Source organism: Staphylococcus sp. M0911 (assembly GCF_003491325.1).
In the GTDB taxonomy this organism is placed as follows: domain Bacteria; phylum Bacillota; class Bacilli; order Staphylococcales; family Staphylococcaceae; genus Staphylococcus; species Staphylococcus warneri_A.
This window is the reverse complement of sequence record NZ_CP022881.1, coordinates 846,015-871,175: the sequence shown is the minus strand read 5'-3', so window position 1 is coordinate 871,175 and position 25,161 is coordinate 846,015. Positions and strand designations below refer to the sequence as shown.

The 25,161-nt window shown below is 36.3% G+C and carries 19 protein-coding genes, 2 tRNA genes and 3 rRNA genes; 9 read left to right on the top strand and 15 right to left on the bottom strand.

Going from position 1 to position 25,161, the window contains the following annotated elements:
* Positions 1 to 352: 352 nt before the first annotated feature.
* The 9 genes from ilvD to ilvA all read left to right on the top strand — a co-directional run bounded on the left by ilvD (position 353) and on the right by ilvA (position 11,077).
* A complete protein-coding gene (ilvD, locus tag ssp1_RS04215) occupies positions 353 to 2,041 on the top strand; it encodes a dihydroxy-acid dehydratase (protein WP_075777902.1) in 1,689 nt (562 codons plus the stop codon).
* An 82-nt stretch (positions 2,042 to 2,123) separates the two neighbouring features.
* Positions 2,124 to 3,854 carry a biosynthetic-type acetolactate synthase large subunit gene (gene ilvB, locus ssp1_RS04210; RefSeq protein WP_398577578.1) on the top strand — a complete coding sequence of 577 codons (1,731 nt, stop codon included), beginning with the start codon at positions 2,124 to 2,126 and terminating at the stop codon, positions 3,852 to 3,854.
* Positions 3,854 to 4,096: an ACT domain-containing protein gene (locus ssp1_RS04205; RefSeq protein WP_002452024.1), complete on the top strand. Its 243-nt coding sequence runs from the start codon at positions 3,854 to 3,856 to the stop codon at positions 4,094 to 4,096. Before ilvB ends, ssp1_RS04205 begins: the two co-directional genes overlap by 1 nt.
* A gap of 136 nt (positions 4,097 to 4,232) precedes the next feature.
* The gene (gene ilvC, locus ssp1_RS04200; protein WP_002452025.1) at positions 4,233 to 5,237 is read left to right on the top strand and encodes a ketol-acid reductoisomerase; all 1,005 of its coding nucleotides are present in this window, start codon (positions 4,233 to 4,235) and stop codon (positions 5,235 to 5,237) included.
* A gap of 27 nt (positions 5,238 to 5,264) precedes the next feature.
* Entirely contained in the window at positions 5,265 to 6,800 is a 1,536-nt protein-coding gene (locus tag ssp1_RS04195; protein ID WP_075777900.1) for a 2-isopropylmalate synthase, read from the top strand.
* Positions 6,797 to 7,840, top strand: a complete 1,044-nt coding sequence (gene leuB / locus ssp1_RS04190; RefSeq protein WP_075777899.1) for a 3-isopropylmalate dehydrogenase — start codon at positions 6,797 to 6,799, stop codon at positions 7,838 to 7,840. Before ssp1_RS04195 ends, leuB begins: the two co-directional genes overlap by 4 nt.
* A 15-nt stretch (positions 7,841 to 7,855) precedes the next feature.
* A complete protein-coding gene (leuC, locus tag ssp1_RS04185; RefSeq protein ID WP_107532911.1) occupies positions 7,856 to 9,226 on the top strand; it encodes a 3-isopropylmalate dehydratase large subunit in 1,371 nt (456 codons plus the stop codon).
* Positions 9,227 to 9,796, top strand: a complete 570-nt coding sequence (leuD, locus tag ssp1_RS04180) for a 3-isopropylmalate dehydratase small subunit (RefSeq protein ID WP_002452029.1) — start codon at positions 9,227 to 9,229, stop codon at positions 9,794 to 9,796.
* A 12-nt stretch (positions 9,797 to 9,808) separates the two neighbouring features.
* Positions 9,809 to 11,077 carry a threonine ammonia-lyase IlvA gene (ilvA, locus tag ssp1_RS04175; RefSeq protein WP_075777897.1) on the top strand — a complete coding sequence of 423 codons (1,269 nt, stop codon included), beginning with the start codon at positions 9,809 to 9,811 and terminating at the stop codon, positions 11,075 to 11,077.
* A gap of 482 nt (positions 11,078 to 11,559) precedes the next feature.
* On the opposite strand, the gene rrf is transcribed toward ilvA, so the two are convergent.
* From rrf to acpS, 15 genes are all read right to left on the bottom strand, one after another.
* Positions 11,560 to 11,674 (bottom strand): 5S ribosomal RNA (gene rrf / locus ssp1_RS04170).
* A 70-nt stretch (positions 11,675 to 11,744) separates the two neighbouring features.
* Positions 11,745 to 14,666: ribosomal RNA gene (locus ssp1_RS04165) — 23S ribosomal RNA — on the bottom strand.
* A 380-nt stretch (positions 14,667 to 15,046) separates the two neighbouring features.
* Positions 15,047 to 16,599: ribosomal RNA gene (locus ssp1_RS04160) — 16S ribosomal RNA — on the bottom strand.
* Together the 16S, 23S and 5S rRNA genes with 2 tRNA genes alongside form the textbook arrangement of a ribosomal RNA operon.
* A 118-nt stretch (positions 16,600 to 16,717) precedes the next feature.
* Positions 16,718 to 16,791, bottom strand: a tRNA-Gly gene (locus ssp1_RS04155).
* A gap of 23 nt (positions 16,792 to 16,814) precedes the next feature.
* Positions 16,815 to 16,900 (bottom strand) — tRNA-Leu (locus ssp1_RS04150).
* Between the two features lie 274 nt (positions 16,901 to 17,174).
* On the bottom strand, positions 17,175 to 17,633 hold the full coding sequence (locus ssp1_RS04145) for a SprT family protein (RefSeq protein ID WP_118828133.1): 459 nt from the start codon (positions 17,631 to 17,633) through the stop codon (positions 17,175 to 17,177).
* The gene (locus ssp1_RS04140; RefSeq protein ID WP_118828132.1) at positions 17,626 to 19,776 is read right to left on the bottom strand and encodes a Tex family protein; all 2,151 of its coding nucleotides are present in this window, start codon (positions 19,774 to 19,776) and stop codon (positions 17,626 to 17,628) included. The genes ssp1_RS04145 and ssp1_RS04140 overlap by 8 nt, the downstream gene beginning before the upstream one ends.
* A gap of 212 nt (positions 19,777 to 19,988) precedes the next feature.
* Positions 19,989 to 20,759, bottom strand: coding sequence for an RNA polymerase sigma factor SigB (gene sigB / locus ssp1_RS04135; RefSeq protein ID WP_002451621.1), 771 nt, complete (start codon positions 20,757 to 20,759; stop codon positions 19,989 to 19,991).
* Positions 20,734 to 21,213 carry an anti-sigma B factor RsbW gene (gene rsbW / locus ssp1_RS04130; protein WP_002466768.1) on the bottom strand — a complete coding sequence of 160 codons (480 nt, stop codon included), beginning with the start codon at positions 21,211 to 21,213 and terminating at the stop codon, positions 20,734 to 20,736. The genes sigB and rsbW overlap by 26 nt, the downstream gene beginning before the upstream one ends.
* 1 nt (position 21,214) lies before the next feature.
* Complete coding sequence (locus tag ssp1_RS04125; RefSeq protein WP_118828131.1) at positions 21,215 to 21,541, bottom strand: anti-sigma factor antagonist; 327 nt, start codon at positions 21,539 to 21,541, stop codon at positions 21,215 to 21,217.
* A gap of 94 nt (positions 21,542 to 21,635) precedes the next feature.
* Positions 21,636 to 22,637, bottom strand: coding sequence for a SpoIIE family protein phosphatase (locus ssp1_RS04120; RefSeq protein ID WP_075778711.1), 1,002 nt, complete (start codon positions 22,635 to 22,637; stop codon positions 21,636 to 21,638).
* Between the two features lie 326 nt (positions 22,638 to 22,963).
* Complete coding sequence (locus tag ssp1_RS04110) at positions 22,964 to 23,326, bottom strand: type II toxin-antitoxin system PemK/MazF family toxin (protein WP_002451625.1); 363 nt, start codon at positions 23,324 to 23,326, stop codon at positions 22,964 to 22,966.
* A complete protein-coding gene (gene mazE / locus ssp1_RS04105) occupies positions 23,323 to 23,493 on the bottom strand; it encodes a type II toxin-antitoxin system antitoxin MazE (protein ID WP_002451626.1) in 171 nt (56 codons plus the stop codon). The genes ssp1_RS04110 and mazE overlap by 4 nt, the downstream gene beginning before the upstream one ends.
* A gap of 91 nt (positions 23,494 to 23,584) precedes the next feature.
* On the bottom strand, positions 23,585 to 24,733 hold the full coding sequence (gene alr, locus ssp1_RS04100; protein WP_002451627.1) for an alanine racemase: 1,149 nt from the start codon (positions 24,731 to 24,733) through the stop codon (positions 23,585 to 23,587).
* 51 nt (positions 24,734 to 24,784) lie between these two features.
* Positions 24,785 to 25,159, bottom strand: a complete 375-nt coding sequence (gene acpS, locus ssp1_RS04095; RefSeq protein ID WP_075778712.1) for a holo-ACP synthase — start codon at positions 25,157 to 25,159, stop codon at positions 24,785 to 24,787.
* Positions 25,160 to 25,161 lie beyond the last annotated feature (2 nt).

Genomic DNA, 25,161 nt, shown 5'->3' with positions numbered 1-25,161 from the left:
TTTTCAACAAAATAGATTTGTAATTGTTAGAAAATTCTAAATTATTATTGACATCATTTTCACCTTATAGTAAATTAGGTTTATAAATTTTAAAACAATTCAAACTATTTAGAATAAATAACCATTCAACGAAGGGAGTATAAATAAAATGAGACATTATACAACGCAACATTCAACGACAACTTCAAATATTATTATTTTATTATACTCTCAAGGGCTCGAACTTTAGTAATTTTTTCATTTACTAAATGTTTAAGTCCTATTTGTAATTGAATGGGACTTATTGAACGTCCCAATAACCATTGGGACGTTTTTTATTTTCTTATAGTAAAAAATTACGGGGGAATTTATTATGCGAAGCGACATGATCAAAAAAGGAGATCAACAAGCTCCAGCAAGAAGTCTTTTACATGCTACGGGCGCACTTCAAAATCCAACAGATATGAACAAACCTTTCGTAGCTATTTGTAATTCATATATTGATATTGTTCCTGGACATGTTCATTTAAGAGAATTAGCTGATATAGCAAAAGAAGCGATTCGTGAGGCAGGTGCCATTCCATTTGAGTTTAATACAATTGGTGTAGATGACGGTATTGCGATGGGTCATATTGGAATGAGATATTCTTTACCTTCTAGAGAAATTATTGCTGATGCTGCAGAAACTGTAATTAATGCCCACTGGTTTGACGGTTTATTTTATATTCCAAACTGTGACAAGATTACACCAGGCATGTTACTAGCAGCTGTTAGAACTAATGTACCTGCAATTTTTTGTTCAGGTGGTCCGATGAAAGCTGGATTATCTGCTCAAGGTAAAGCTTTAACATTATCTTCTATGTTTGAAGCCGTTGGTGCTTTTAAAGAAGGTTCTATTTCTAAAGAAGAATTCTTAGATATGGAACAAAATGCCTGCCCTACTTGTGGTTCATGTGCAGGTATGTTCACTGCCAATTCAATGAACTGTCTCATGGAAGTACTTGGTTTAGCATTACCATACAATGGTACAGCATTAGCAGTTAGTGACCAACGTCGTGAAATGATTCGTCAAGCTGCCTTTAGATTAGTAGAAAATATCAAAAATGATATTAAACCTAGAGATATTGTTACCAAAGAAGCGATTGATGATGCCTTTGCACTGGATATGGCTATGGGAGGTTCTACAAATACAGTATTACACACATTAGCAATTGCTAACGAAGCTGGTATTGAATATGATTTGGAACGTATTAATGAAGTCGCTAAAAAAACACCTTACTTATCTAAAATTGCTCCAAGTTCTTCATACTCAATGCATGATGTTCACGAAGCAGGTGGCGTTCCAGCAATTATCAATGAATTAATGAAAAAAGAAGGTACCTTACATCCAGATAGAATCACAGTCACTGGAAAAACTTTACGAGAAAATAATGAAGGTAAAGAAATTAAAAACTTTGATGTTATCCATTCGCTTGAGAAGCCATATGATAAAGAAGGTGGTTTATCTATCTTATTTGGTAACCTGGCTCCTAAAGGTGCAGTTATCAAAGTTGGTGGTGTAGATCCTTCAATTAAAACATTCACTGGTAAAGCGATTTGCTTTAATTCACATGATGAAGCAGTTGAAGCCATTGATAATCATACAGTACGAGAAGGACATGTGGTCGTTATCAGATATGAAGGACCTAAAGGCGGCCCAGGTATGCCTGAAATGTTAGCCCCTACTTCTTCTATTGTCGGTAGAGGATTAGGTAAAGATGTAGCATTAATTACAGATGGTCGTTTTTCAGGTGCAACACGAGGCATTGCAGTAGGACATATTTCTCCTGAAGCAGCATCTGGTGGGCCAATCGGACTTATTCGAGACGGTGATGAAATCACCATCGATTTAACAAATCGTACACTTAATGTTGATCAACCTGAAGAGGAATTATATCGTCGTAGAGAACAATTAGAACCATTTAAAGCAAAGGTTAAGACTGGTTATCTTGCACGTTATACATCATTAGTCACAAGTGCCAATACTGGTGGCATCATGCAAGTACCTGAGAATCTTATCTAAATAATAGGAGTTGATTTTAATGACTAAACTTAGTGATATGTCAGAACATAATACAGCAACGTCGAACCAACCTGTAGATACCATGAAAGTTGCTGAATCTAGCAAACCTGAATATATGAAGAGTCAGACTATAAATGAGATGCGTCCTGGTTCTGAAATATTAGTTGAAGCACTTCAAAATGAAGATGTCGATTTTATCTTTGGTTATCCAGGTGGTGCCGTATTACCTCTATATGACACATTTTATGATGGTAAAATTAAACATATTTTAGCAAGACATGAGCAAGGTGCAACACACGCTGCTGAAGGATATGCACGAATTTCTGGTAAAACTGGTGTGGTTGTTGTAACAAGTGGTCCTGGAGCTACAAATGCTATTACAGGTATTACTGACGCTCATAGTGATTCATTACCATTAGTAGTCTTTACAGGACAAGTAGCGACACCAGGTATCGGTAAAGATGCTTTCCAAGAAGCAGATTTATTATCAATGACCGCTCCTATTACTAAACAAAATTATCAAGTAAAAAAAGTTGAAGATATTCCTAGAATCGTTCACGAAGCTTTCCACGTAGCTAATTCTGGTAGAAAAGGTCCGGTAGTCGTAGATTTCCCTAAGGATATGGGCGTATTATCTACCAATGTGGGTCTATCTGACCATATCGATTTACCAGGTTATCAAGTTAATACTGTAGCTAAATCAAATGATATTAACACGTTAGTTAAATATTTAAATCATTCTAAAAAGCCTTTAATTTTAGCAGGTGCTGGTGTCAATCATTCAAAATCCAATGAATTACTGACTCAATTTGTTACTCAACATCAAATTCCAACTGTCACAACACTGTTAGGGCTCGGGGCTATTCCATACGAACATCCCCTATTCTTAGGTATGGGAGGTATGCATGGTTCATACGCAAGTAATATGGCATTAACCGAGTGTGATTTATTAATTAACTTAGGTAGTCGTTTTGATGATCGACTCGCCAGTAAACCAGATGATTTTGCACCTAATGCTAAAGTGGTTCATGTAGATATTGATCCATCAGAAATCAATAAAATCATAGCCACTGATTTAGGTATCGTTGCAGATTGTAAAAATGTATTAGAACAACTTGAAGCTTCTCAAATTAATGTTCCATCACACGATGAATGGTTACAATACTGTCAATCAAACAAATCCAATCACCCATTTAAATATGAAAAAGATGATAAAGACATCTTTTGTAAGCCACAAGAGGCTATTGAATATATTGGTAAAATCACAAATGGTGATGCTATTGTCACAACAGATGTTGGTCAACATCAAATGTGGGCAGCTCAATTCTATCCATTCAAAAGTCACAGTCAATGGGTTACTAGTGGAGGTCTTGGTACGATGGGATTCGGTATTCCATCTGCAATTGGTGCACAACTCGCTTCACCAGATAAAACAGTTGTTTGTTTTGTCGGAGATGGCGGATTCCAAATGACGAATCAAGAGATGGCACTTTTACCAGAATATGACTTAAACATTAAAATTGTCCTCATTAATAACGGTACATTAGGCATGGTTAAACAGTGGCAAGATAAGTTCTTTAATCAACGTTTTTCACATTCAGTATTTAATGATCAACCCGATTTCATAAAAATGGCTGAAGCATATGGCGTCAAAGGATTCTTAATTGATCAACCAAATCAACTTAAATCTAAACTTGATGAAGCATTTAATTATGAAGGACCTGCCCTTATTGAAGTTCGTATCTCTCCAATTGAGCCAGTTAATCCAATGATTCCTAGTGGCAAAGCTAATAACGAGATGGAGGGATATTAATGAAAAGACATTTAAAATTTGAAGTTATGAATCAAGTAAGTACTCTAAATAGAATTACAAGTGCATTCGTCAGATTGCAATATAATATTGAAGAATTACATGTCAAAAAACGTGACGATAATCCTAATATTTCAGATATGGAACTTATTGTTAATATTGAAGATGAAGACGTATTAAATATTTTATTAAATAAATTACAACAACAAATAAACGTTTTAAATGTAGAACAATACTCTGCTTAATATAAATTATGATTAAAACATCGATGCGCTAGTGTTCTATAAAAGCATACTAACCGAACAGCTATCATCCTATGTTTATCACACACTTTAATTTTCGGAATATTGCTAATTTTTAATTATTTTGGAGGAATGTATTATGACAACAGTTTATTATGATGAATCAGTAAAAACAGACGCTTTAGAAGGTAAAAAAATTGCTGTGATTGGATATGGTTCACAAGGCCATGCTCACGCACAAAACTTAAAAGATAACGGATATGATGTTGTTATCGGTATCCGTCCAGGACGCTCTTTTGATAAAGCTAAGGAAAATGGTTTCGATGTATATCCTGTGGCAGAAGCAACGAAACAAGCTGACGTTATCATGGTTTTAATTCCAGATGAAATCCAAGGTGATGTATATAAAAATGAAATTGAACCTAATTTAGAAGCTGGTAACGCACTTGCATTTGCTCATGGTTTCAATATTCACTTTGGTGTTATTCAACCCCCTGCAGATGTCGATGTTTTCTTAGTTGCACCAAAAGGACCAGGTCACTTAGTTAGACGTACATTTGAAGAAGGTAGTGCAGTGCCATCTTTATTTGGTGTTCAACAAGATGCTACAGGTCATGCAAGAGATATTGCATTAAGTTATGCAAAAGGTATCGGATCTACAAGAGCTGGTGTAATTGAAACAACATTTAAAGAAGAAACAGAAACGGATTTATTTGGTGAACAAGCTGTACTATGTGGCGGTATCCATAAATTAATTCAAAGTGGATTTGAAACATTAGTTGAAGCTGGTTACCAACCAGAATTAGCCTATTTTGAAGTATTACATGAAATGAAATTAATCGTTGATTTAATGTATGAAGGCGGTATGGATAATGTCCGTTATTCAATTTCTAATACTGCAGAGTATGGTGACTATGTATCTGGACGTCGTATCATCACTCCAGATGTCAAAGACAATATGAAAGCTGTATTAACAGATATCCAAAACGGTAAATTTGCTAATAGTTTTGTTGAAGATAATAAAAATGGATTTAAAGAATTCTATAAAATGCGTGAAGAACAAGCTGGTCATCCAATTGAAAAAGTGGGCCGTAAATTACGTGATATGATGCCATTTATTAAATCAAAAAGCATTGAAAAGTAATAGTAATGGATTAAGGAGTTGATTAAAATGAGTAGCCATATTCAAATATTTGATACCACTCTTAGAGATGGTGAACAAACACCAGGCGTGAATTTTACATTCGATGAACGTTTAAAAATAGCACAACAACTTGAAAGATGGGGTGTAGATGTTATCGAAGCTGGCTTCCCTGCTTCTAGTACAGGGAGTTTCAAATCAGTGGAAGCTATTTCTAAAGCCTTAACAACAACTGCTGTTTGTGGTTTAGCTAGATGTATTAAGTCTGATATAGATGCAGTTTACGAAGCAACAAAGCATGCAGCTAAGCCTCTAGTACATGTTTTTATTGCGACATCCCCTATTCATCTAGAACATAAATTGAAAATGACTCAAGAAGAAGTTTTAGATTCTATAAAAGAACATGTTACTTATGCTAAACAATTGTTTGATATCGTTCAGTTCTCACCTGAAGATGCAACACGTACAGATATGGACTTTTTAATAAAAAGTGTACAAACAGCTGTTGATGCTGGTGCAACTATTATTAATATTCCTGACACTGTAGGCTTTAGTTACCCAAATGAATATGGACAAATTTTTAAAACTTTAACTGAATCCGTGCAATCTGATAATGAAATTATATATAGTTCACATTGTCACGATGACCTAGGAATGGCGGTTGCAAATAGTCTAGCTGCTATTGAAGGTGGTGCGAGACGAATAGAAGGTACTGTTAACGGTATAGGCGAGCGAGCAGGTAATGCAGCACTAGAAGAAGTCGCTTTGGCACTGTATGTTCGTAAAGATCATTATGGCATAGAGTCACAAATTGATTTAAAAGAAACTAAGAAGACTTCTGACTTAATTTCTCGCTATGCAGGTATTCGTGTACCAAGAAATAAAGCGATCGTAGGACAAAATGCATTCAGTCATGAATCTGGTATACATCAAGATGGTATCCTTAAACACCGTGAAACATATGAAATTATTACACCTCAATTAGTTGGTGTTAGTACTACTGAATTACCTTTAGGAAAACTTTCAGGTAAACATGCCTTTGCTGAAAAATTAAAAGCACTGGGCTATGACATTTCTCCTGATGATCAAATTAATTTATTTAAACAATTTAAATCTATTGCTGATAAGAAAAAATCAGTCTCTGATCGCGATATCCATGCTTTAATTCAAGGCTCAGAACATGAACAAAGTGCGATTTATCAACTAGAAGCATTACAACTTCAATTCGTTTCTAATGGTCTTCAAAGTGCAGTCGTTGTGATTAAAGATAAAGATGGCAATATTTATCAAGACTCAAGTATTGGTACAGGATCCATTGTTGCAATTTATAATGCTGTTGACCGTATCTTTAAACGTGAAACAGAATTAATCGATTATCGTATTGATTCTGTTACAGAAGGTACAGATGCTCAAGCAGAAGTACATGTTAATCTTGTTATCGATAATAAAGAAGTTAATGGTATTGGTATTGATCACGATATTTTAAAAGCTTCTTGTAAAGCTTATATTGAAGCACATGCAAAATACGTTGCAGAAGCTAAAGAGAAAGAAGGTATCCAATCATGACCTATAACATCGTCGCTTTACCTGGAGATGGTATAGGCCCAGAAATACTAAATGGGAGTTTAGAAGTTTTAGAAAAAATCAGTGAGAAATATCATTTTGAGTATCAAGTAGATACACATCATTTTGGAGGAGCTGCCATAGATGCCTATGGCACGCCTCTAACTGATGAAACATTAAAGGCTTGTCAAAATGCTGATGCGATATTGCTAGGTGCTATTGGAGGTCCGAAATGGACAGATCCTAAAGTACGTCCAGAACAAGGTTTATTAAAATTAAGAAAATCACTTAATTTATATGCTAATATTCGCCCTACTATAGTGACTGATGGTACAAGTCATCTTTCACCTCTTAAACAAGATAGAGTTGAAGGTACAGATTTAGTCATAGTTAGAGAATTAACAGGAGGTTTGTATTTTGGTGAACCACGTGAGTTAACTGATCATCATGCATTAGATTCTTTAACTTACACGCGTGCTGAAATTGAACAAATTGTTAGAGTCGCATTTGAAATAGCACAACAACGACATAAAAAGTTAACGTCTGTCGATAAAGAAAATGTACTTGCTTCAAGTAAACTTTGGAGAAAAACGGTTGAGGAAGTCAGTCATGACTATCCAGATGTAGAAGTAGAATATTTACTCGTTGATGCCTGCAGTATGCATTTGATAACACGTCCAACACAATTCGACGTCATCGTCACCGAAAATTTATTTGGAGACATCTTAAGTGATGAAGCTTCTGTCATTCCAGGTTCTTTAGGATTATCTCCATCAGCTAGCTTTGGCAAAGATGGAACAAGATTATATGAACCTATTCATGGCTCAGCACCTGATATTGCGGGCCAAGATAAAGCCAATCCTTTTGGAATGATATTATCATTAGCAATGTGTTTACGTGAAAGTTTCAAAGAAATTGAGGCAGCTAATGAATTAGAGAACAATGTTTATCAACTCATTAGAGATGGAAAATGTACAGCTGATTTAGGCGGAACGTATACTACATCACAAATTATTAAATTTTTAAAAGAATTTTATACTTAAGGGAGGCGTCATCTTATGGGACAAACACTATTTGACAAAGTATGGGATAAACATGTCTTACATGGAAATGTAGGTGACCCTCAATTATTATATATAGATTTACATTTGATACATGAAGTAACATCACCGCAAGCGTTTGAAGGATTGAGAATTCAAAATAGACGCTTACGTCGTCCCGATTTAACATTTGCTACATTAGATCATAATGTCCCAACAATAGATATATTTAATATCAAAGATGAAATAGCAAATAAGCAAATTACAACGTTACAAAAGAATGCAAAAGACTTCGGTATACACATATTTGATATGGGATCAGATGAACAAGGTATCGTGCATATGGTTGGTCCTGAGACTGGATTAACACAACCAGGAAAGACCATTGTATGTGGCGATTCTCATACTGCTACACATGGGGCATTTGGTGCCATTGCTTTTGGTATCGGAACTAGTGAAGTAGAACATGTCTTTGCTACACAAACACTTTGGCAAACTAAACCAAAAAATTTGAAGATAGATATCAATGGAAACTTACCTAAAGGTGTTTATGCCAAAGATATTATTCTTTATCTTATTAACCAATTCGGTGTAGACTTTGGTACTGGTTATGCTTTAGAGTTCACTGGTGAAACAATCAAAAAGCTTTCAATGGAAGCTAGAATGACCATATGTAATATGGCTATTGAAGCAGGTGCTAAATATGGAATCATGCAACCAGATGAAACTACATTTGAATATGTAAAAGATAGACCATATGCTAACAATTTCGACCAATCCATATCTGAATGGAAACAACTATATTCTGATGAGGATGCTATTTTTGACAAAGTCATTGAAGTAGATGTTTCTGATTTGGAACCTCAAGTCACTTGGGGTACTAATCCAGAAATGGGCGTTAATTTTAATACTCCCTTCCCTACAATTAAAGATTCTAATGACGAACGTGCTTATCAATATATGGGACTCGAACCAGGACAAAAAGCTGAAGATATCGAATTAGGATATGTCTTTTTAGGATCATGTACTAATGCTAGAATTACTGATTTAATCGAAGCTAGTCATATTGTGAAGGGCAATCATGTACATCCTAATATTACAGCTATTGTTGTACCCGGATCTCGAACAGTTAAAAAAGAAGCAGAATCAATGGGACTCGATAAAATATTTAAAGAAGCGGGCTTTGAATGGCGAGAACCAGGTTGTTCAATGTGTCTGGGTATGAATCCAGACCAAGTACCTGAAGGCGTCCATTGTGCGTCTACAAGCAATCGTAACTTTGAGGGCAGACAAGGTAAGGGAGCAAGAACTCATCTCGTTTCCCCTGCTATGGCCGCTGCAGCAGCAATTAATGGGCGATTTGTTGATGTTAGAAAGGTGGTCGTATAGATGGATATCAAACCAATCACAACATATACAGGGAAAATTGTCCCTCTCTTTTACGATAATATTGATACAGATCAAATTATACCTAAAGTTCATTTAAAACGTATTTCAAAAACTGGTTTTGGTCCATTTGCGTTTGATGAATGGCGCTATTTACCAGATGGAAGCGATAATCCAGACTTCAATCCAAACAAACCCGAATATCAAGGAGCTAGTATTTTAATCACTGGCGATAATTTCGGTTGCGGTTCAAGTAGAGAACACGCTGCTTGGGCATTGAAAGACTATGGTTTTAGTATCATCATTGCTGGAAGTTATAGCGATATCTTTTATATGAATTGTACTAAGAATGCGATGCTCCCTATCGTATTAGATAAACCTTCACGTGAACATCTTGCAACATTCAACGAAATCACAATTGATTTACCAAATCAAACTGTATCATCACCAGAACAAACCTTCCACTTTGATATTGATGAAACTTGGAAGAATAAACTAATCAATGGTCTTGATGATATTGATATTACTTTACAATATGAAGATTTAATTGAAAAATATGAAAAAGCACATTAAGGTGGGAATATTATGACAGTAAAAACAACAGTTTCAACCAAAGATATTGACGAAGCTTATTTACGTCTTAAGAATATAGTTAAAGAAACGCCTTTACAATTAGATCACTATTTATCTCAAAAGTATGATTGTAAGGTATATTTAAAAAGAGAGGACTTGCAATGGGTACGTTCCTTTAAATTACGTGGTGCTTATAATGCTATTTCAGTCCTTTCTGATGATATTCAAAGTAAAGGGATTACATGTGCTAGTGCTGGAAACCATGCTCAAGGTGTCGCCTACACAGCTAAAAAACTTAATCTAAAAGCTGTCATTTTTATGCCCGTCACTACGCCTTTACAAAAAATTAATCAAGTTCAATTCTTTGGAAATGGCAATGTTGAAATTAAATTAACTGGTGACACATTTGACCATTGTTTAGCAGAAGCGCTTGAATATACTAAACAAAATAATATGACATTTATTGATCCATTTAATAATGTTTATACTATTGCAGGTCAAGGTACTTTAGCTAAAGAAATGATTACACAATCTCGCGAGGAAAATATCAATTTTGATTATTTATTTGCAGCTATTGGCGGTGGTGGTTTAATTTCAGGTATTAGTACTTATTTTCATGATTATTCTCCACAAACTAAAATCATTGGAGTAGAACCTGCTGGAGCTAGTAGTATGTATGAATCTGTAGTAGTTAATAACAAAATTGTAAAATTAGAAAACATTGATAAATTTGTTGACGGTGCATCAGTCGCTAGAGTCGGTGATATTACATTTGAAATTGCTAAATCTTACGTACATGACTATGTACAAGTGGATGAAGGTGCAGTTTGTTCAACAATTCTAGATATGTACTCTAAACAAGCAATTATTGCCGAACCTGCTGGAGCATTAAGTGTAGCAGCATTAGAAGACTATCGTGAATCAATCAAAGGAAAAACAGTAGTTTGTATCGTAAGTGGTGGTAATAATGATATTAACCGTATGAAAGAAATTGAAGAACGTTCATTATTATACGAAGAAATGAAGCATTATTTCATTCTTAATTTTCCACAAAGACCTGGTGCACTTAGAGAATTCGTTAATGATGTACTAGGACCACAAGATGATATTACTAAATTTGAATATCTAAAAAAATCATCTCAAAATACTGGTACTGTTATTATAGGCATTCAACTAAAAGATCACACAGATTTACAACAATTAAAAGAAAATGTAAATCAATTTGATTCTTCAAACATTTACATTAATGAAAATAAAATGCTATATTCATTATTAATTTAAAACGGACGAAGCTATGTAAACGTGCATGGCTTCGTTTTAGTTTATACTTTGAACTATTAGCTCGACTAAGCTCGTTGCACTCATTCTTCAACTCATCGTCTAAACGCATTTGCTCTGAGTTGACTTTCTTTTTTGAATATAAAAAAAAGAGACCTTACGGTCTCAATTATATTTGCGCGGCATGCGCTATTGATCTTAATAGCTCATGCTATTAAGTAAGTAAAACATGTGATTTTCAATCACTGTTTTGCTTTAGAACGTTAGTCTGCTACCTTCGGCGCTAAGGAGCTTTTTCAACTTGAGAGAAATACGCTTATACTTCTTCATTTTCATCTCTCCCTTACTCACTTAGCTCGACTAAGCTCGTTGCACTCATTCTTCAATTCATCATCTAAACGCATTTGCTCTGCGTTGACTTTCTTTTTTGGGCATAAAAAAAGAGACCTTACGGTCTCAATGCGGCTCATCGCATCCTATTATTTGCCTGGCAAAGTCCTACTCTAGCGGAACGTTAGTCCGACTACCATCGGCGCTAAGGAGCTTAACTTCTGTGTTCGGCATGGGAACAGGTGTGACCTCCTTGCCATTGTCACCAGACAAATGGAATGTATTATACATTCAAAACTAGATAGTAAGTAAAATGATTTTGCGTCGCAAAACATAAATTTTGATTAAGTCTTCGATCGATTAGTATTCGTCAGCTCCACATGTCACCACGCTTCCACCTCGAACCTATTAACCTCATCATCTTTGAGGGATCTTATAACCGAAGTTGGGAAATCTCATCTTGAGGGGGGCTTCATGCTTAGATGCTTTCAGCACTTATCCCGTCCATACATAGCTACCCAGCTATGCCGCTGGCACGACAACTGGTACACCAGAGGTATGTCCATCCCGGTCCTCTCGTACTAAGGACAGCTCCTCTCAAATTTCCTACGCCCACGACGGATAGGGACCGAACTGTCTCACGACGTTCTGAACCCAGCTCGCGTACCGCTTTAATGGGCGAACAGCCCAACCCTTGGGACCGACTACAGCCCCAGGATGCGATGAGCCGACATCGAGGTGCCAAACCTCCCCGTCGATGTGAACTCTTGGGGGAGATAAGCCTGTTATCCCCGGGGTAGCTTTTATCCGTTGAGCGATGGCCCTTCCATGCGGAACCACCGGATCACTAAGTCCGTCTTTCGACCCTGCTCGACTTGTAAGTCTCGCAGTCAAGCTCCCTTATGCCTTTACACTCTATGAATGATTTCCAACCATTCTGAGGGAACCTTTGAGCGCCTCCGTTACCTTTTAGGAGGCGACCGCCCCAGTCAAACTGCCCACCTGACACTGTCTCCCACCACGATAAGTGGTGCGGGTTAGAAAGTCAACACAGCTAGGGTAGTATCCCACCAATGCCTCCACGTAAGCTAGCGCTCACGTTTCAAAGGCTCCTACCTATCCTGTACAAGCTGTGCCGAATTTCAATATCAGGCTACAGTAAAGCTCCACGGGGTCTTTCCGTCCTGTCGCGGGTAACCTGCATCTTCACAGGTACTATGATTTCACCGAGTCTCTCGTTGAGACAGTGCCCAAATCGTTACGCCTTTCGTGCGGGTCGGAACTTACCCGACAAGGAATTTCGCTACCTTAGGACCGTTATAGTTACGGCCGCCGTTTACTGGGGCTTCGATTCGTAGCTTCGCAGAAGCTAACTACTCCTCTTAACCTTCCAGCACCGGGCAGGCGTCAGCCCCTATACATCACCTTACGGTTTAGCAGAGACCTGTGTTTTTGATAAACAGTCGCTTGGGCCTATTCACTGCGGCTCTTCTGGGCGTTAACCCTAAAGAGCACCCCTTCTCCCGAAGTTACGGGGTCATTTTGCCGAGTTCCTTAACGAGAGTTCGCTCGCTCACCTTAGAATTCTCATCTTGACTACCTGTGTCGGTTTGCGGTACGGGCACCTGTTATCTATCTAGAGGCTTTTCTTGGCAGTGTGAAATCAACGACTCGAGGAAACAATTTCCTCTCCCCATCACAGCTTGACCTTATGAGTGCCGGATTTGCCTAACACTCAGTCTTACTGCTTGGACGTGCAATCCAATAGCACGCTTCGCCTATCCTACTGCGTCCCCCCATCGATTAAAACGATACTAGGTGGTACAGGAATATCAACCTGTTATCCATCGCCTACGCCTGTCGGCCTCAGCTTAGGACCCGACTAACCCAGAGCGGACGAGCCTTCCTCTGGAAACCTTAGTCAATCGGTGGACGGGATTCTCACCCGTCTTTCGCTACTCACACCGGCATTCTCACTTCTAAGCGCTCCACATGTCCTTGCGATCATGCTTCGACGCCCTTAGAACGCTCTCCTACCATTGTCCTACGGACAATCCACAGCTTCGGTAATATGTTTAGCCCCGGTACATTTTCGGCGCAGTGTCACTCGACTAGTGAGCTATTACGCACTCTTTAAATGATGGCTGCTTCTAAGCCAACATCCTAGTTGTCTGGGCAACGCCACATCCTTTTCCACTTAACATATATTTTGGGACCTTAGCTGGTGGTCTGGGCTGTTTCCCTTTCGAACACGGACCTTATCACCCATGTTCTGACTCCCAAGTTAAATTGATTGGCATTCGGAGTTTGTCTGAATTCGGTAACCCGAGAAGGGCCCCTCGTCCAAACAGTGCTCTACCTCCAATAATCATCACTTGAGGCTAGCCCTAAAGCTATTTCGGAGAGAACCAGCTATCTCCAAGTTCGATTGGAATTTCTCCGCTACCCTCAGTTCATCCGCTCACTTTTCAACGTAAGTCGGTTCGGTCCTCCATTCAGTGTTACCTGAACTTCAACCTGACCAAGGGTAGATCACCTGGTTTCGGGTCTACGACCAAATACTAAACGCCCTATTCAGACTCGCTTTCGCTACGGCTCCACATTAGCTGCTTAACCTTGCATCAAATCGTAACTCGCCGGTTCATTCTACAAAAGGCACGCCATCACCCATTAACGGGCTCTGACTACTTGTAAGCACACGGTTTCAAGTTCTCTTTCACTCCCCTTCCGGGGTACTTTTCACCTTTCCCTCACGGTACTGGTTCACTATCGGTCACTAGAGAGTATTTAGCCTTAGGAGATGGTCCTCCCAGATTCCGACGGAATTTCACGTGCTCCGTCGTACTCAGGATCCACTCAAGAGAGTATATATTTTCGACTACAGGATTATTACCTTCTTTGATTCAACTTTCCAGATGATTCGTCTAATATATACTTTTGTAACTCCGTATAGAGTGTCCTACAACCCCAACAAGCAAGCTTGTTGGTTTGGGCTCTTCCCGTTTCGCTCGCCGCTACTCAGGGAATCGATTTTTCTTTCTCTTCCTCCGGGTACTAAGATGTTTCAGTTCTCCGGGTCTGCCTTCTGATATGCTATGTATTCACATATCGATAACATGACATAACTCATGCTGGGTTTCCCCATTCGGAAATCTCTGGATCAACGCTTACTTACAGCTCCCCAAAGCATATCGTCGTTAGTAACGTCCTTCATCGGCTTCTAGTGCCAAGGCATCCACCGTGCGCCCTTAATAACTTAATCTATGTTTCCATCCTACAGGAAACGCGTTATTAATCTTGTGAGTGTTCTTTCGAACACTAGCGATTATTTCTTATGAATTCAAGCTTTAAAACTCTAATTCACTCGGTTTTGCTTGGTAAAATCTATTTTACTTACTTATCTAGTTTTCAATGTACAAGTTCTATTTCCAGTCAAGCGTTTGCATACTGCTTTGTTATCATTACTTTAAATACCCATTTACTCTAGTAAACTCCGCTTTAAAGTAACTCAACGCATTGTCTGCGAATCGCTTTCTTTGAAAAAGAAGATATGTTGAATGTTATATAAACATTCAAAACTGAATACAATATGTCAATGTTATTCCTTCATCTTCTACGAAGATGTTCCGAATATATCCTTAGAAAGGAGGTGATCCAGCCGCACCTTCCGATACGGCTACCTTGTTACGACTTCACCCCAATCATTTGTCCCACCTTCGACGGCTAGCTCCATAAATGGTTACTCCACCGGCTTCGGGTGTTACAAACTCTCGTGGTGTGACGGGCGGTGTGTACAAGACCCGGGAACGTATTCACCGTAGCATGCTGATCTACGATTACTAGCGATTCCAGCTTCATGTAGTCGAGTTGCAGACTACAATCCGAACTGAGAACAACTTTATGGGATTTGCTTGACCTCGCGGTTTAGCTGCCCTTTGTATTGTCCATTGTAGCACGTGTGTAGCCCAAATCATAAGGGGCATGATGATTTGACGTCATCCCCACCTTCCTCCGGTTTGTCACCGGCAGTCAACTTAGAGTGCCCAACTTAATGATGGCAACTAAGCTTAAGGGTTGCGCTCGTTGCGGGACTTAACCCAACATCTCACGACACGAGCTGACGACAACCATGCACCACCTGTCACTTTGTCCCCCGAAGGGGAAAACTCTATCTCTAGAGCGGTCAAAGGATGTCAAGATTTGGTAAGGTTCTTCGCGTTGCTTCGAATTAAACCACATGCTCCACCGCTTGTGCGGGTCCCCGTCAATTCCTTTGAGTTTCAACCTTGCGGTCGTACTCCCCAGGCGGAGTGCTTAATGCGTTAGCTGCAGCACTAAGGGGCGGAAACCCCCTAACACTTAGCACTCATCGTTTACGGCGTGGACTACCAGGGTATCTAATCCTGTTTGATCCCCACGCTTTCGCACATCAGCGTCAGTTACAGACCAGAAAGTCGCCTTCGCCACTGGTGTTCCTCCATATCTCTGCGCATTTCACCGCTACACATGGAATTCCACTTTCCTCTTCTGCACTCAAGTTTTCCAGTTTCCAATGACCCTCCACGGTTGAGCCGTGGGCTTTCACATCAGACTTAAAAAACCGCCTACGCGCGCTTTACGCCCAATAATTCCGGATAACGCTTGCCACCTACGTATTACCGCGGCTGCTGGCACGTAGTTAGCCGTGGCTTTCTGATCAGGTACCGTCAAGATGTGCACAGTTACTTACACATTTGTTCTTCCCTGATAACAGAGTTTTACGATCCGAAGACCTTCATCACTCACGCGGCGTTGCTCCGTCAGGCTTTCGCCCATTGCGGAAGATTCCCTACTGCTGCCTCCCGTAGGAGTCTGGACCGTGTCTCAGTTCCAGTGTGGCCGATCACCCTCTCAGGTCGGCTACGTATCGTTGCCTTGGTAAGCCGTTACCTTACCAACTAGCTAATACGGCGCGGATCCATCTATAAGTGACAGCAAAGCCGCCTTTCACTATTGAACCATGCGGTTCAATATGTTATCCGGTATTAGCTCCGGTTTCCCGAAGTTATCCCAGTCTTATAGGTAGGTTATCCACGTGTTACTCACCCGTCCGCCGCTAACGTCAAAGGAGCAAGCTCCTTATCTGTTCGCTCGACTTGCATGTATTAGGCACGCCGCCAGCGTTCATCCTGAGCCAGGATCAAACTCTCCATAAAAAATTATGATGTTTGATTAGCTCATAAAACTAAATTAATTGTTGTAACTTTCGTTACATTATTGGAATTAACGTTGACATATTGTCATTCAGTTTTCAATGTTCATTTAAATAAATCATGGAGCGGGTGATGGGAATCGAACCCACAACATCAGCTTGGAAGGCTGAGGTTTTGCCATTAAACTACACCCGCATATATAATTTCAAAAGTTATTTTGGTGCGGCCGAGAGGACTTGAACCTCCACGGGATTTCTCCCACTAGGCCCTCAACCTAGCGCGTCTGCCATTCCGCCACGACCGCTGGCAAAACGCATTCAAAAGTTTATCGATTTCTCAATAGCATAATAAATTGTAAATCATTTATTAAACGATGTCAATAACTTTTTAACATTAAATTAATAAAATTAATTATCTTGTAATGTTTGCTAATTTATTAATGCAACGCTATTTATAATAAATCATTGTAAAAGTAATGTCAATACTTATTTGAAATATAAAGAGAGAGCACTTAATTAATTTTCTTAATAGTACTCTCCCTCAAATTCATATCTATTTACTCTTAGATTTATAATGATTTAATTAACCTTTTTTCTATTTAACCTTAATTTTCCACCGCATTTGCCACATCTCATGATACTTATATTTACTTTTTTTATTCTTAAATATTTTGTACCACAATTAGTACAAATATATTCATGGTTAGCACGTGCTTCATATGATTGAGTTGGACCGCAATATCTTGGTGCACCAACTTTTGCACTTAAATTTTTAAAGTCTCGATCTTTATGTTTATAACCTTTATCTAAAATATGCAAATGATAATGACAAAGTTCATGTTTTATAATATCGATAATGGCTTTTTTACCATAATGCTCATATTGTTTTGGATTGATTTCTATATCATGTGTTTTTAGTAAATATCTACCGCCAGTTGTCCTTAAGCGTTTATTAAAATACGCATTATGTTTAAATGGGATTTTAAAATATCTTAAGGAAATATCACATACTAAACTTTGCAATTCCTGATCATTCATATGGATTAATCATCGTCAATGAAACTTTATCTTTTTGTGTATCTATGCTAAGTATCCAAACATCGACAATATCTCCTACACTTACGATGTCCATAGGGTTCTTCACGAATTTTTTTGATAGTTTTGAGACATGGACAAGTCCGTCTTGTTTGACGCCAATATCAACAAATGCTCCAAAATCTACAACATTTCTAACAGTTCCACTGAGTTTCATTCCTTCTGATAGATCAGCTATTGATAAAACATCTGATTTTAAAATTGGTGTTTCAAATTCATCACGTGGATCTCTATTTGGTGCTTTTAAAGATTTTATAATATCTTCTAAAGTTGGTATACCTATATTTAATTGATCAGCAATTTCATGTACATCAACTGAATCTAATGTGCTTTTTAATGTTTCACTACCTAAATCTTCAACTTTAAGATTTAATTGGTTTAGTAATTCATATGTTACTTCATAACTTTCTGGATGGATAGATGTATTATCTAACGGTTCTGAACCATCTACAATTCTCATGAAACCTATACTTTGTTCGAATGTCTTGGCACCTAGACGCTTAACTTTAGCAATATCTTTATGATGTTTAATAGCGCCATTTTCTTCTCTATATTCTATTAGATTTTGTGCAATTTGTGATGAAAGTCCTGATACATATTGTAATAATGAACGTGAAGCCGTATTAACATCTACGCCAACTTGGTTTACTGCTGTTTCGACAACAAATGTTAGTGCTTTCTCTAATTCTTTTTGGTTCACGTCATGTTGATATTGACCTACCCCTATTGATTTTGGATCTATTTTGACTAATTCACTTAAAGGATCTTGTACCCTTCTTCCTATTGAAACGGCACTTCTTTCTTCAACTTGGAAATCAGGAAATTCTGCACGCGCAATTTCTGATGCTGAATATACTGACGCACCTGCTTCATTTACTATAATAAATTGCACATTAAGATTATATTTCTTAATTACATTAGCGATGAATTGTTCTGTTTCTCTACTAGCCGTACCGTTCCCAATTGCAATTAATTGAACATCATAATCATTAATCATTTTTACTACTATTTTTTCAGCTGATTCAATTTTATTCACTGGAGGATGTGGATATATCACATTCTTAGCCACAAATGTACCATATGGATTAATAACCGCTAGTTTACATCCTGTTCTAAAAGCTGGATCTACACCTAGTATTTGCTTCCCTTTCATAGGCGGTTGTAATAGTAAGTTTCTTAAATTCTCACTGAAAACATCTATAGCATGGTTTTCAGCTTTTTCTGTTAAATCGCCTCTGATTTCTCGTTCAATAGAAGGCATTATTAATCTCTTGAGACTATCTTTAATTGCATTTCTTACAATTTCTGTCGCTTCATTTTCACTTTTTATTTCTTGTTTTTCGATGTCTTTTTCTACTTGTTCTGTATCAAATTCTATTTTTACAGATAATATTTTTTCTTTTTCTCCTCTATTAACGGCTAAAACCCTATGATTAGCTATCTTTTTAATCGGTTCTGCATAATCATAATACATAGAGAATATTTCTTTTTCATCTTCAGCTTTTTTCTTTTTAGTAGTTACGATTTGTCCGTGTTGATATACATTTTTTAATATTCTTGAACGATATTTAGGGTTGTCAGAAATTTGCTCTGCAATGATGTCTTGTGCACCTTGAATAGCTTCTTCAACGCCTTTTATTTCTTCATTAATAAACATTTGAGCTTTTGATTCAACATTTTCATTTAGTTTAGGCTGTAACAACCAAGTAGCAAAAGGTTCTAAACCTTTTCTTTTCGCTTCAGTGGCACGTGTTTTTTTCTTTTGTTTATAAGGTCTATATAAATCCTCAACACGTTGTAATTTAGTTTGTTTAAGAATATTGTTTTTTAATTCATTAGTTAGCATACCTTGTTGCTCAATACTATGAATAACTTCTTCTTTTCTTTTTTGTAAATTGACCATGTATTGATATTCATCTGATATTTGTTTAATTTCTACTTCATCTAAACCACCAGTTTGTTCTTTACGATATCTCGCAATGAACGGAACGGTATTTTTATCTTCTAAAAGTTTTAATACTGAAGTAATTTGTTTTTCTGAAAAATTAAATTTTTCAATAATTGATTTTATTAAATGATTGTCCATAGTTCTACCACACTTTTTCTTTAATTTATCTTTTTATTTTAACATAGTTGCTTTCTGTAATTATTAATACTAATACTCTTATTATCAAGTATTATAAGTATAAAAACAAAAATAAGATTACTATTTCTTCAACAGTACCTCACTTTACTGTGTGGCTTCTGACTAAAGAAATAATAATCTTATAAATATTAATGTTAACTATTTTTAAATATTTATTGTTTAGCTGCTTCTTGCAACTTTTTAATTGCAGTTCGCTGTAATCTAGACACATGCATTTGGCTTAGTCCTATACGCTCACCAGTTTCTTTCTGACTTAATCCTTCAATGAATGTACACTGAATGATTTCTTTCTCTCTGTCAGATAATATTGGTAAAATTCTTTCAAGTATCATGCGCTTTTCTGTAAGATCATAATTATCATCTTGTTGACCCATAATATCTAATAAGGTAACTGTAGACCCGTCTTTGTCCGCTTCAATTGAATGGTCTACACTTAATGCATTATAGCTTTGGCCCATTTCCATAGCTTCAAGTACTTCTTCATCTGTAACTTCCAAACGAGCAGCAATTTCACTTATTGAAGGTGAACGTTCTAATTCATTTGTAAGTTCATCACTTACCTTCTTTATGCGTGGACCTATTTCTTTTATACGTCTAGGTACATGAACACTCCATGTTTTGTCTCTTAAATATCTTTTTATTTCACCAATAACAGTTGGCACTAGGAATGCTTCAAATTTTCGATCAAATGACAAATCAAATCTATTTATAGCACCTATTAAACCAACCATTCCCACTTGAACTAAATCTTCATGATGTGATTGACCTTTAGAATATTTATAAGCTAATGATTCAATTAGTTTACGATAGTGCCTTACTAACTTATCTTGAGCTCCGCTATTTTGGTCTTCTTGGTGTTCTTTAATCCATTGGTTAATCTGTTCAGGTGATACATCATTAACTGATTTCGACTCTTTCGTCATTATTTCGCACCTGCTCTTTTTTTATATACTTAATCATACTTATAGTAACACCAGACTCTTTGTAAACAGTTACTTCATCCATTAGTGACTCGATTAAGAATAATCCTAATCCACCCTCACGTAAGAAATCTATATTTTCGTTATCATTATAAGGCCCTAAATTAGATTTAGTTGTCTCATAATCAAAGCTTTCACCTTGATCTGAAATCACAATCTTAATTTTATCTTCAAAGACTTCAAAGCACAAATTAATCATGCCTGTTTCGGGATTATGTTTATATGCATGTTTGACTGCATTCGTAACTGCTTCACTTACAGCAATTTTTGAATCTTCTATATCATCATATGATGCACCTGCTCTAGTAAACACTCCAGATAATGTTAATCTAATTAGACTTACATATTCGGCAGAAGCTGGTAACCGCATTTCAATATAATCTTGTTTAGATTGCATGTTACTCTACCTCCGTTCCTTCATTAACATGCATTAAATCTTTTAATCCGGTAATATCAAACAATCTTCCTATACGGTCAGAAACGCCTAAGATATATAAATCTTTACCGTTTTGATTTAATGCTTTAAGTGTGCCTACAAAAAGACCCAAACCTGTTGAGTCCATATAACTAACATTTGCTAAATTTACATGAATATCGTGTGTACTTTCCTGTCTCATTGGTACTAACACTTCTTCTAACTCAGGTACTGTATAAACGTCTAATTCTCCGCCAACTTTAACTTCATAATATGTATCATGTGTGACAGTCTCTATATTAAGATTCATTTGGTTACACTCCTAATTATATTTCAAATCTTCTAGTTTACTATTCAAGAATAATTATACCCAAAGTCAACGTTACTTAATCATAAAATAAAAATTAATTTACTCTTTTAATAATTAAAATAGTCATATCATCTTTTTTATTAGGATTTTGTACTTTTAATATTGCTTCATAAATAATTTGAACAATATCTTGAGGGTGCATATGTTTATATTTCTTGATTAAATTTAATAAAGTATCTTTCTGGATGAATTCGCCTTCTTTATTTCTTGCTTCTGTGACTCCATCAGTAAATATAATCACCAAATCATCAATATAGATTGGTATTTCCTGCTGACTATATCTAGTTTGTTGATTAACACCTAAAACACGGCCTCTTACTTCAATTTCTTGAAACTCTTCAGTTTCGGCTCTATATACATAACCTGGTTCATGACCAGCTGAACTGCAATATAATAAATGGTTCATTTCTTCATACAAACCATAGAACATTGTAACAAACATATTTTGGTTGACGTTTTTTTCGACAACTCTATTGAGCCTCTTTAACCCTTCACTTGGCAATTGAGAATGTCCATATGAGTCCATACCGAACTTTATCATACTCATTGCTAAAGCAGCCGGTATACCTTTTCCAATGACATCTGCAACTGCAAAACTCATAGTACCATCATTGTGATCTATTAAGTTAAAATAATCTCCACTTACCTTTTGAGCTGCAACTGATATTACACCAATTTGAATACTATCGAATTGAGGAATATCTGTTTTCAACATAGTTTGTTGAAGTCTAGAAGCTAGATCTATTTCTTTATCGTGGTATTGAAGTTTGTTTACTAATTTTTGATAATCTCTATAACTGTAACCAAATCCTTTAACTACTTCTTGAAGGACATCTAAAGTATCAAGCGCTTCGTGATCAGTAACGTTTAATGAAGATATATAATTTTTATGTATTTCAACAATATCTTCTGGCAAAATGTCCTTTTTTATAACTTCATTAGTAAACTCTTCACACTTTTTTATTAATTGAGTTTTATTATTCGTGCTTAAACTTTCATCAATCAATTTTTTATAATCTTTTTTAAATTCTTCCACGATTTTGCCTCCTCAATACGACTTCAACGCTCAGTTTCTAACGTTCAATCAAAATACCTTTCTTTATAATTAGTAAAAAAGACTAAAACCTCGATACATCTAAAAAAGACTTTAGGAATGGAATACCTAAAGCCGTAAAACTTAAGACATCCTTTTATAATAAATAATACTTCGAAATAACTATCATTGCTCATAAAATGTTAAAAACTAAATGCTCAACGTTATAAATAAATCTATTTATATATATTTAAGCAGTTGTAATTATTATAAAGTTATTGTCTTTGATCTCATTATTTTATTTGTATTGGAATAATACATACAATTAATTATGTCTTAGAATGATTGAAATTATGTAAACCTAGACTGATGTCTAGGGCGTAATCTACTTCTTTCATTTTGTTATCAGACAAATATGTGAGTTTTTCTTTCAAACGATTTTTATCTAAAGTACGAATTTGTTCTAGTAAAATGACTGAATCCTTATCAAGTTTGTACTTTTTCTTTTCAATCTCAACATGTGTAGGTATCTTAGCTTTATTAATCCTTCCAGTAATTGCAGCTACAATTACAGTGGGACTATATTTATTACCTGTGTCATTCTGAATAATGACTACGGGTCTCACTCCCCCTTGTTCTGACCCTTGAACAGGCGATAAATCCGCTAGATAAACGTCTCCTCTTCTAATCATTCATTCTTAGCATTAGAAGTTAAATATGTTTCATTGCAATCGCACGCTTCACATTCAATAGGAAAAGCTTCGGTTGCTAGGGAGAGATTTAAATCAGCCATTTGTGCATAACCTTCTTTTAAAGATTGCTCTAAACTGTAACTTCTATTTTGATTAAAAGATAACATACAAAGAACCTCCATCTGATTCCAAAAGTTGCATTATTAAGATTTCTTAATTTAACTTAATAATAACAAATTTTGAAATCAGTGACTATACTTATTTTAATAATTCATTAGATATCTCTGTATTATCTTCTATGTGATAAATGCGTGGTAATCGTCTTGATAAATTGCATAGAACTTCATAATTTATTGTATTTTGCTGCTTAGCTAATGCTTCAACAGATTGTTCTGTATCTACATGGTTATCTAACAGAATTACTTTATCTCCGACTTTTACTGTATCTGGAATTTTGACCATCGTTTGATCCATACATACTCTTCCTATTACTTCGCATTGTTGACCGTTCACATTGACATATGACCCTTGCATAGAACGTAAATAACCATCTGCATAGCCAATTGGTAATACAGCTATTCTCGTTGGTTCCGTTGCAGTATAAGTACTGCCATAACTTACAGAATCACCAACATTCAATGTTTTTGTTTGTACAATTTCACTCACTAATTGTGCACTTGGTTTCAAATGTACTTTAACGTTTTCTTTCACATATTCAGAAGGATAATATCCGTATAGTGATATACCTAAACGAATCGCATTACAGAACTGACCATCCATTAATAGAGAACCTGCTGAATTTTGTGTGTGTATATAATGTGGTTTTTCTACTTGTTCTACAAGTTCTTTGAATTTTTGATATTGTGTAGCCATATCGTCTCCAGGTTCATCAGCACATGCAAAATGAGTATATACACCTTCAAATACAAGTTGGTCATATTTACTAATAATATCTACAACTTCTTTGTATTCTTCAACATCTTTCATACCTAGTCTACCCATACCTGTATCAAGTTTTAAATGTAACCAAAGTGCTTTCTCATTTTCATCTGATATGTTCTTAATGGATTCTTTTAACCAAGATTTTGAAGGGACTGTCAATGCGACACGGTGTTGGATAGCTTTATTAATATCTTTAGGCGGAATTACTCCTAAAATTAAAATTTTAGCTTTAATGCCATGCATACGTAATTCTATTGCTTCGTCTAATGTTGCAACTGCAAAAAATGAAGCACCATTTTCCATTAAGTGTTGTGCAATTCTAACACTACCTAAACCATATCCATTGGCTTTAATGACTGATATAACAGTCTTATTAGCATGCAATTTATCAAAAGTTTGATAATTAGATAAGATAGCATTCAAATCTATATTTAAATACGTCGATCTGTAAAATTTTTCTGACATAATGTCATTACCTCCTTTAAAACCTAACAACATAAATACAAATGAGTTAGTTCACACATCATGATTATCATCTTGTTTCTCTAAAAGAACTTGACTCATCGCGTAATTTTCAGTGTGGGTAATACTCACATGAACTCGAAAACCACTATAGTCTATGCATGGTTTGCCTAGATGATCGTTATAGCAGTTGATATCATGAAATGCTATTGTTTTCCCTAATCCAGTTCCTAAAGCTTTACTAAACGCTTCTTTAGTAGCAAATCTTCCCGCAAGATATTCAATTTTTCTTTTTTGTTGTGAAAAACTATTAAATTTGATTTGCTCTTCTTTAGATAGAATTCGTTCAACAAACTTTTGCTTTTGCTTATTATAAACATTTTCTATTCTCTCAATTTCTATTAAATCTAATCCAATACCATATATCATAG

What these genes read in the sequence shown, in the direction of transcription:
- leuB (WP_075777899.1), top strand. Translation starts at nt 6,797, where the DNA reads ATGACCTATAACATCGTCGCTTTACCTGGAGATGGTATAGGCCCAGAA.
- ilvA (WP_075777897.1), top strand. Translation starts at nt 9,809, where the DNA reads ATGACAGTAAAAACAACAGTTTCAACCAAAGATATTGACGAAGCTTAT.
- leuC (WP_107532911.1), top strand. Translation starts at nt 7,856, where the DNA reads ATGGGACAAACACTATTTGACAAAGTATGGGATAAACATGTCTTACAT.
- acpS (WP_075778712.1), bottom strand. Translation starts at nt 25,159, where the DNA reads ATGATATATGGTATTGGATTAGATTTAATAGAAATTGAGAGAATAGAA.
- ilvC (WP_002452025.1), top strand. Translation starts at nt 4,233, where the DNA reads ATGACAACAGTTTATTATGATGAATCAGTAAAAACAGACGCTTTAGAA.
- ssp1_RS04140 (WP_118828132.1), bottom strand. Translation starts at nt 19,776, where the DNA reads ATGGACAATCATTTAATAAAATCAATTATTGAAAAATTTAATTTTTCA.
- sigB (WP_002451621.1), bottom strand. Translation starts at nt 20,759, where the DNA reads ATGACGAAAGAGTCGAAATCAGTTAATGATGTATCACCTGAACAGATT.
- ssp1_RS04145 (WP_118828133.1), bottom strand. Translation starts at nt 17,633, where the DNA reads ATGAATGATCAGGAATTGCAAAGTTTAGTATGTGATATTTCCTTAAGA.
- alr (WP_002451627.1), bottom strand. Translation starts at nt 24,733, where the DNA reads ATGTCAGAAAAATTTTACAGATCGACGTATTTAAATATAGATTTGAAT.
- ilvB (WP_398577578.1), top strand. Translation starts at nt 2,124, where the DNA reads ATGAAAGTTGCTGAATCTAGCAAACCTGAATATATGAAGAGTCAGACT.
- ssp1_RS04205 (WP_002452024.1), top strand. Translation starts at nt 3,854, where the DNA reads ATGAAAAGACATTTAAAATTTGAAGTTATGAATCAAGTAAGTACTCTA.
- mazE (WP_002451626.1), bottom strand. Translation starts at nt 23,493, where the DNA reads ATGTTATCTTTTAATCAAAATAGAAGTTACAGTTTAGAGCAATCTTTA.
- ssp1_RS04110 (WP_002451625.1), bottom strand. Translation starts at nt 23,326, where the DNA reads ATGATTAGAAGAGGAGACGTTTATCTAGCGGATTTATCGCCTGTTCAA.
- ssp1_RS04125 (WP_118828131.1), bottom strand. Translation starts at nt 21,541, where the DNA reads ATGAATCTTAATATAGAGACTGTCACACATGATACATATTATGAAGTT.
- ilvD (WP_075777902.1), top strand. Translation starts at nt 353, where the DNA reads ATGCGAAGCGACATGATCAAAAAAGGAGATCAACAAGCTCCAGCAAGA.
- rsbW (WP_002466768.1), bottom strand. Translation starts at nt 21,213, where the DNA reads ATGCAATCTAAACAAGATTATATTGAAATGCGGTTACCAGCTTCTGCC.
- ssp1_RS04195 (WP_075777900.1), top strand. Translation starts at nt 5,265, where the DNA reads ATGAGTAGCCATATTCAAATATTTGATACCACTCTTAGAGATGGTGAA.
- leuD (WP_002452029.1), top strand. Translation starts at nt 9,227, where the DNA reads ATGGATATCAAACCAATCACAACATATACAGGGAAAATTGTCCCTCTC.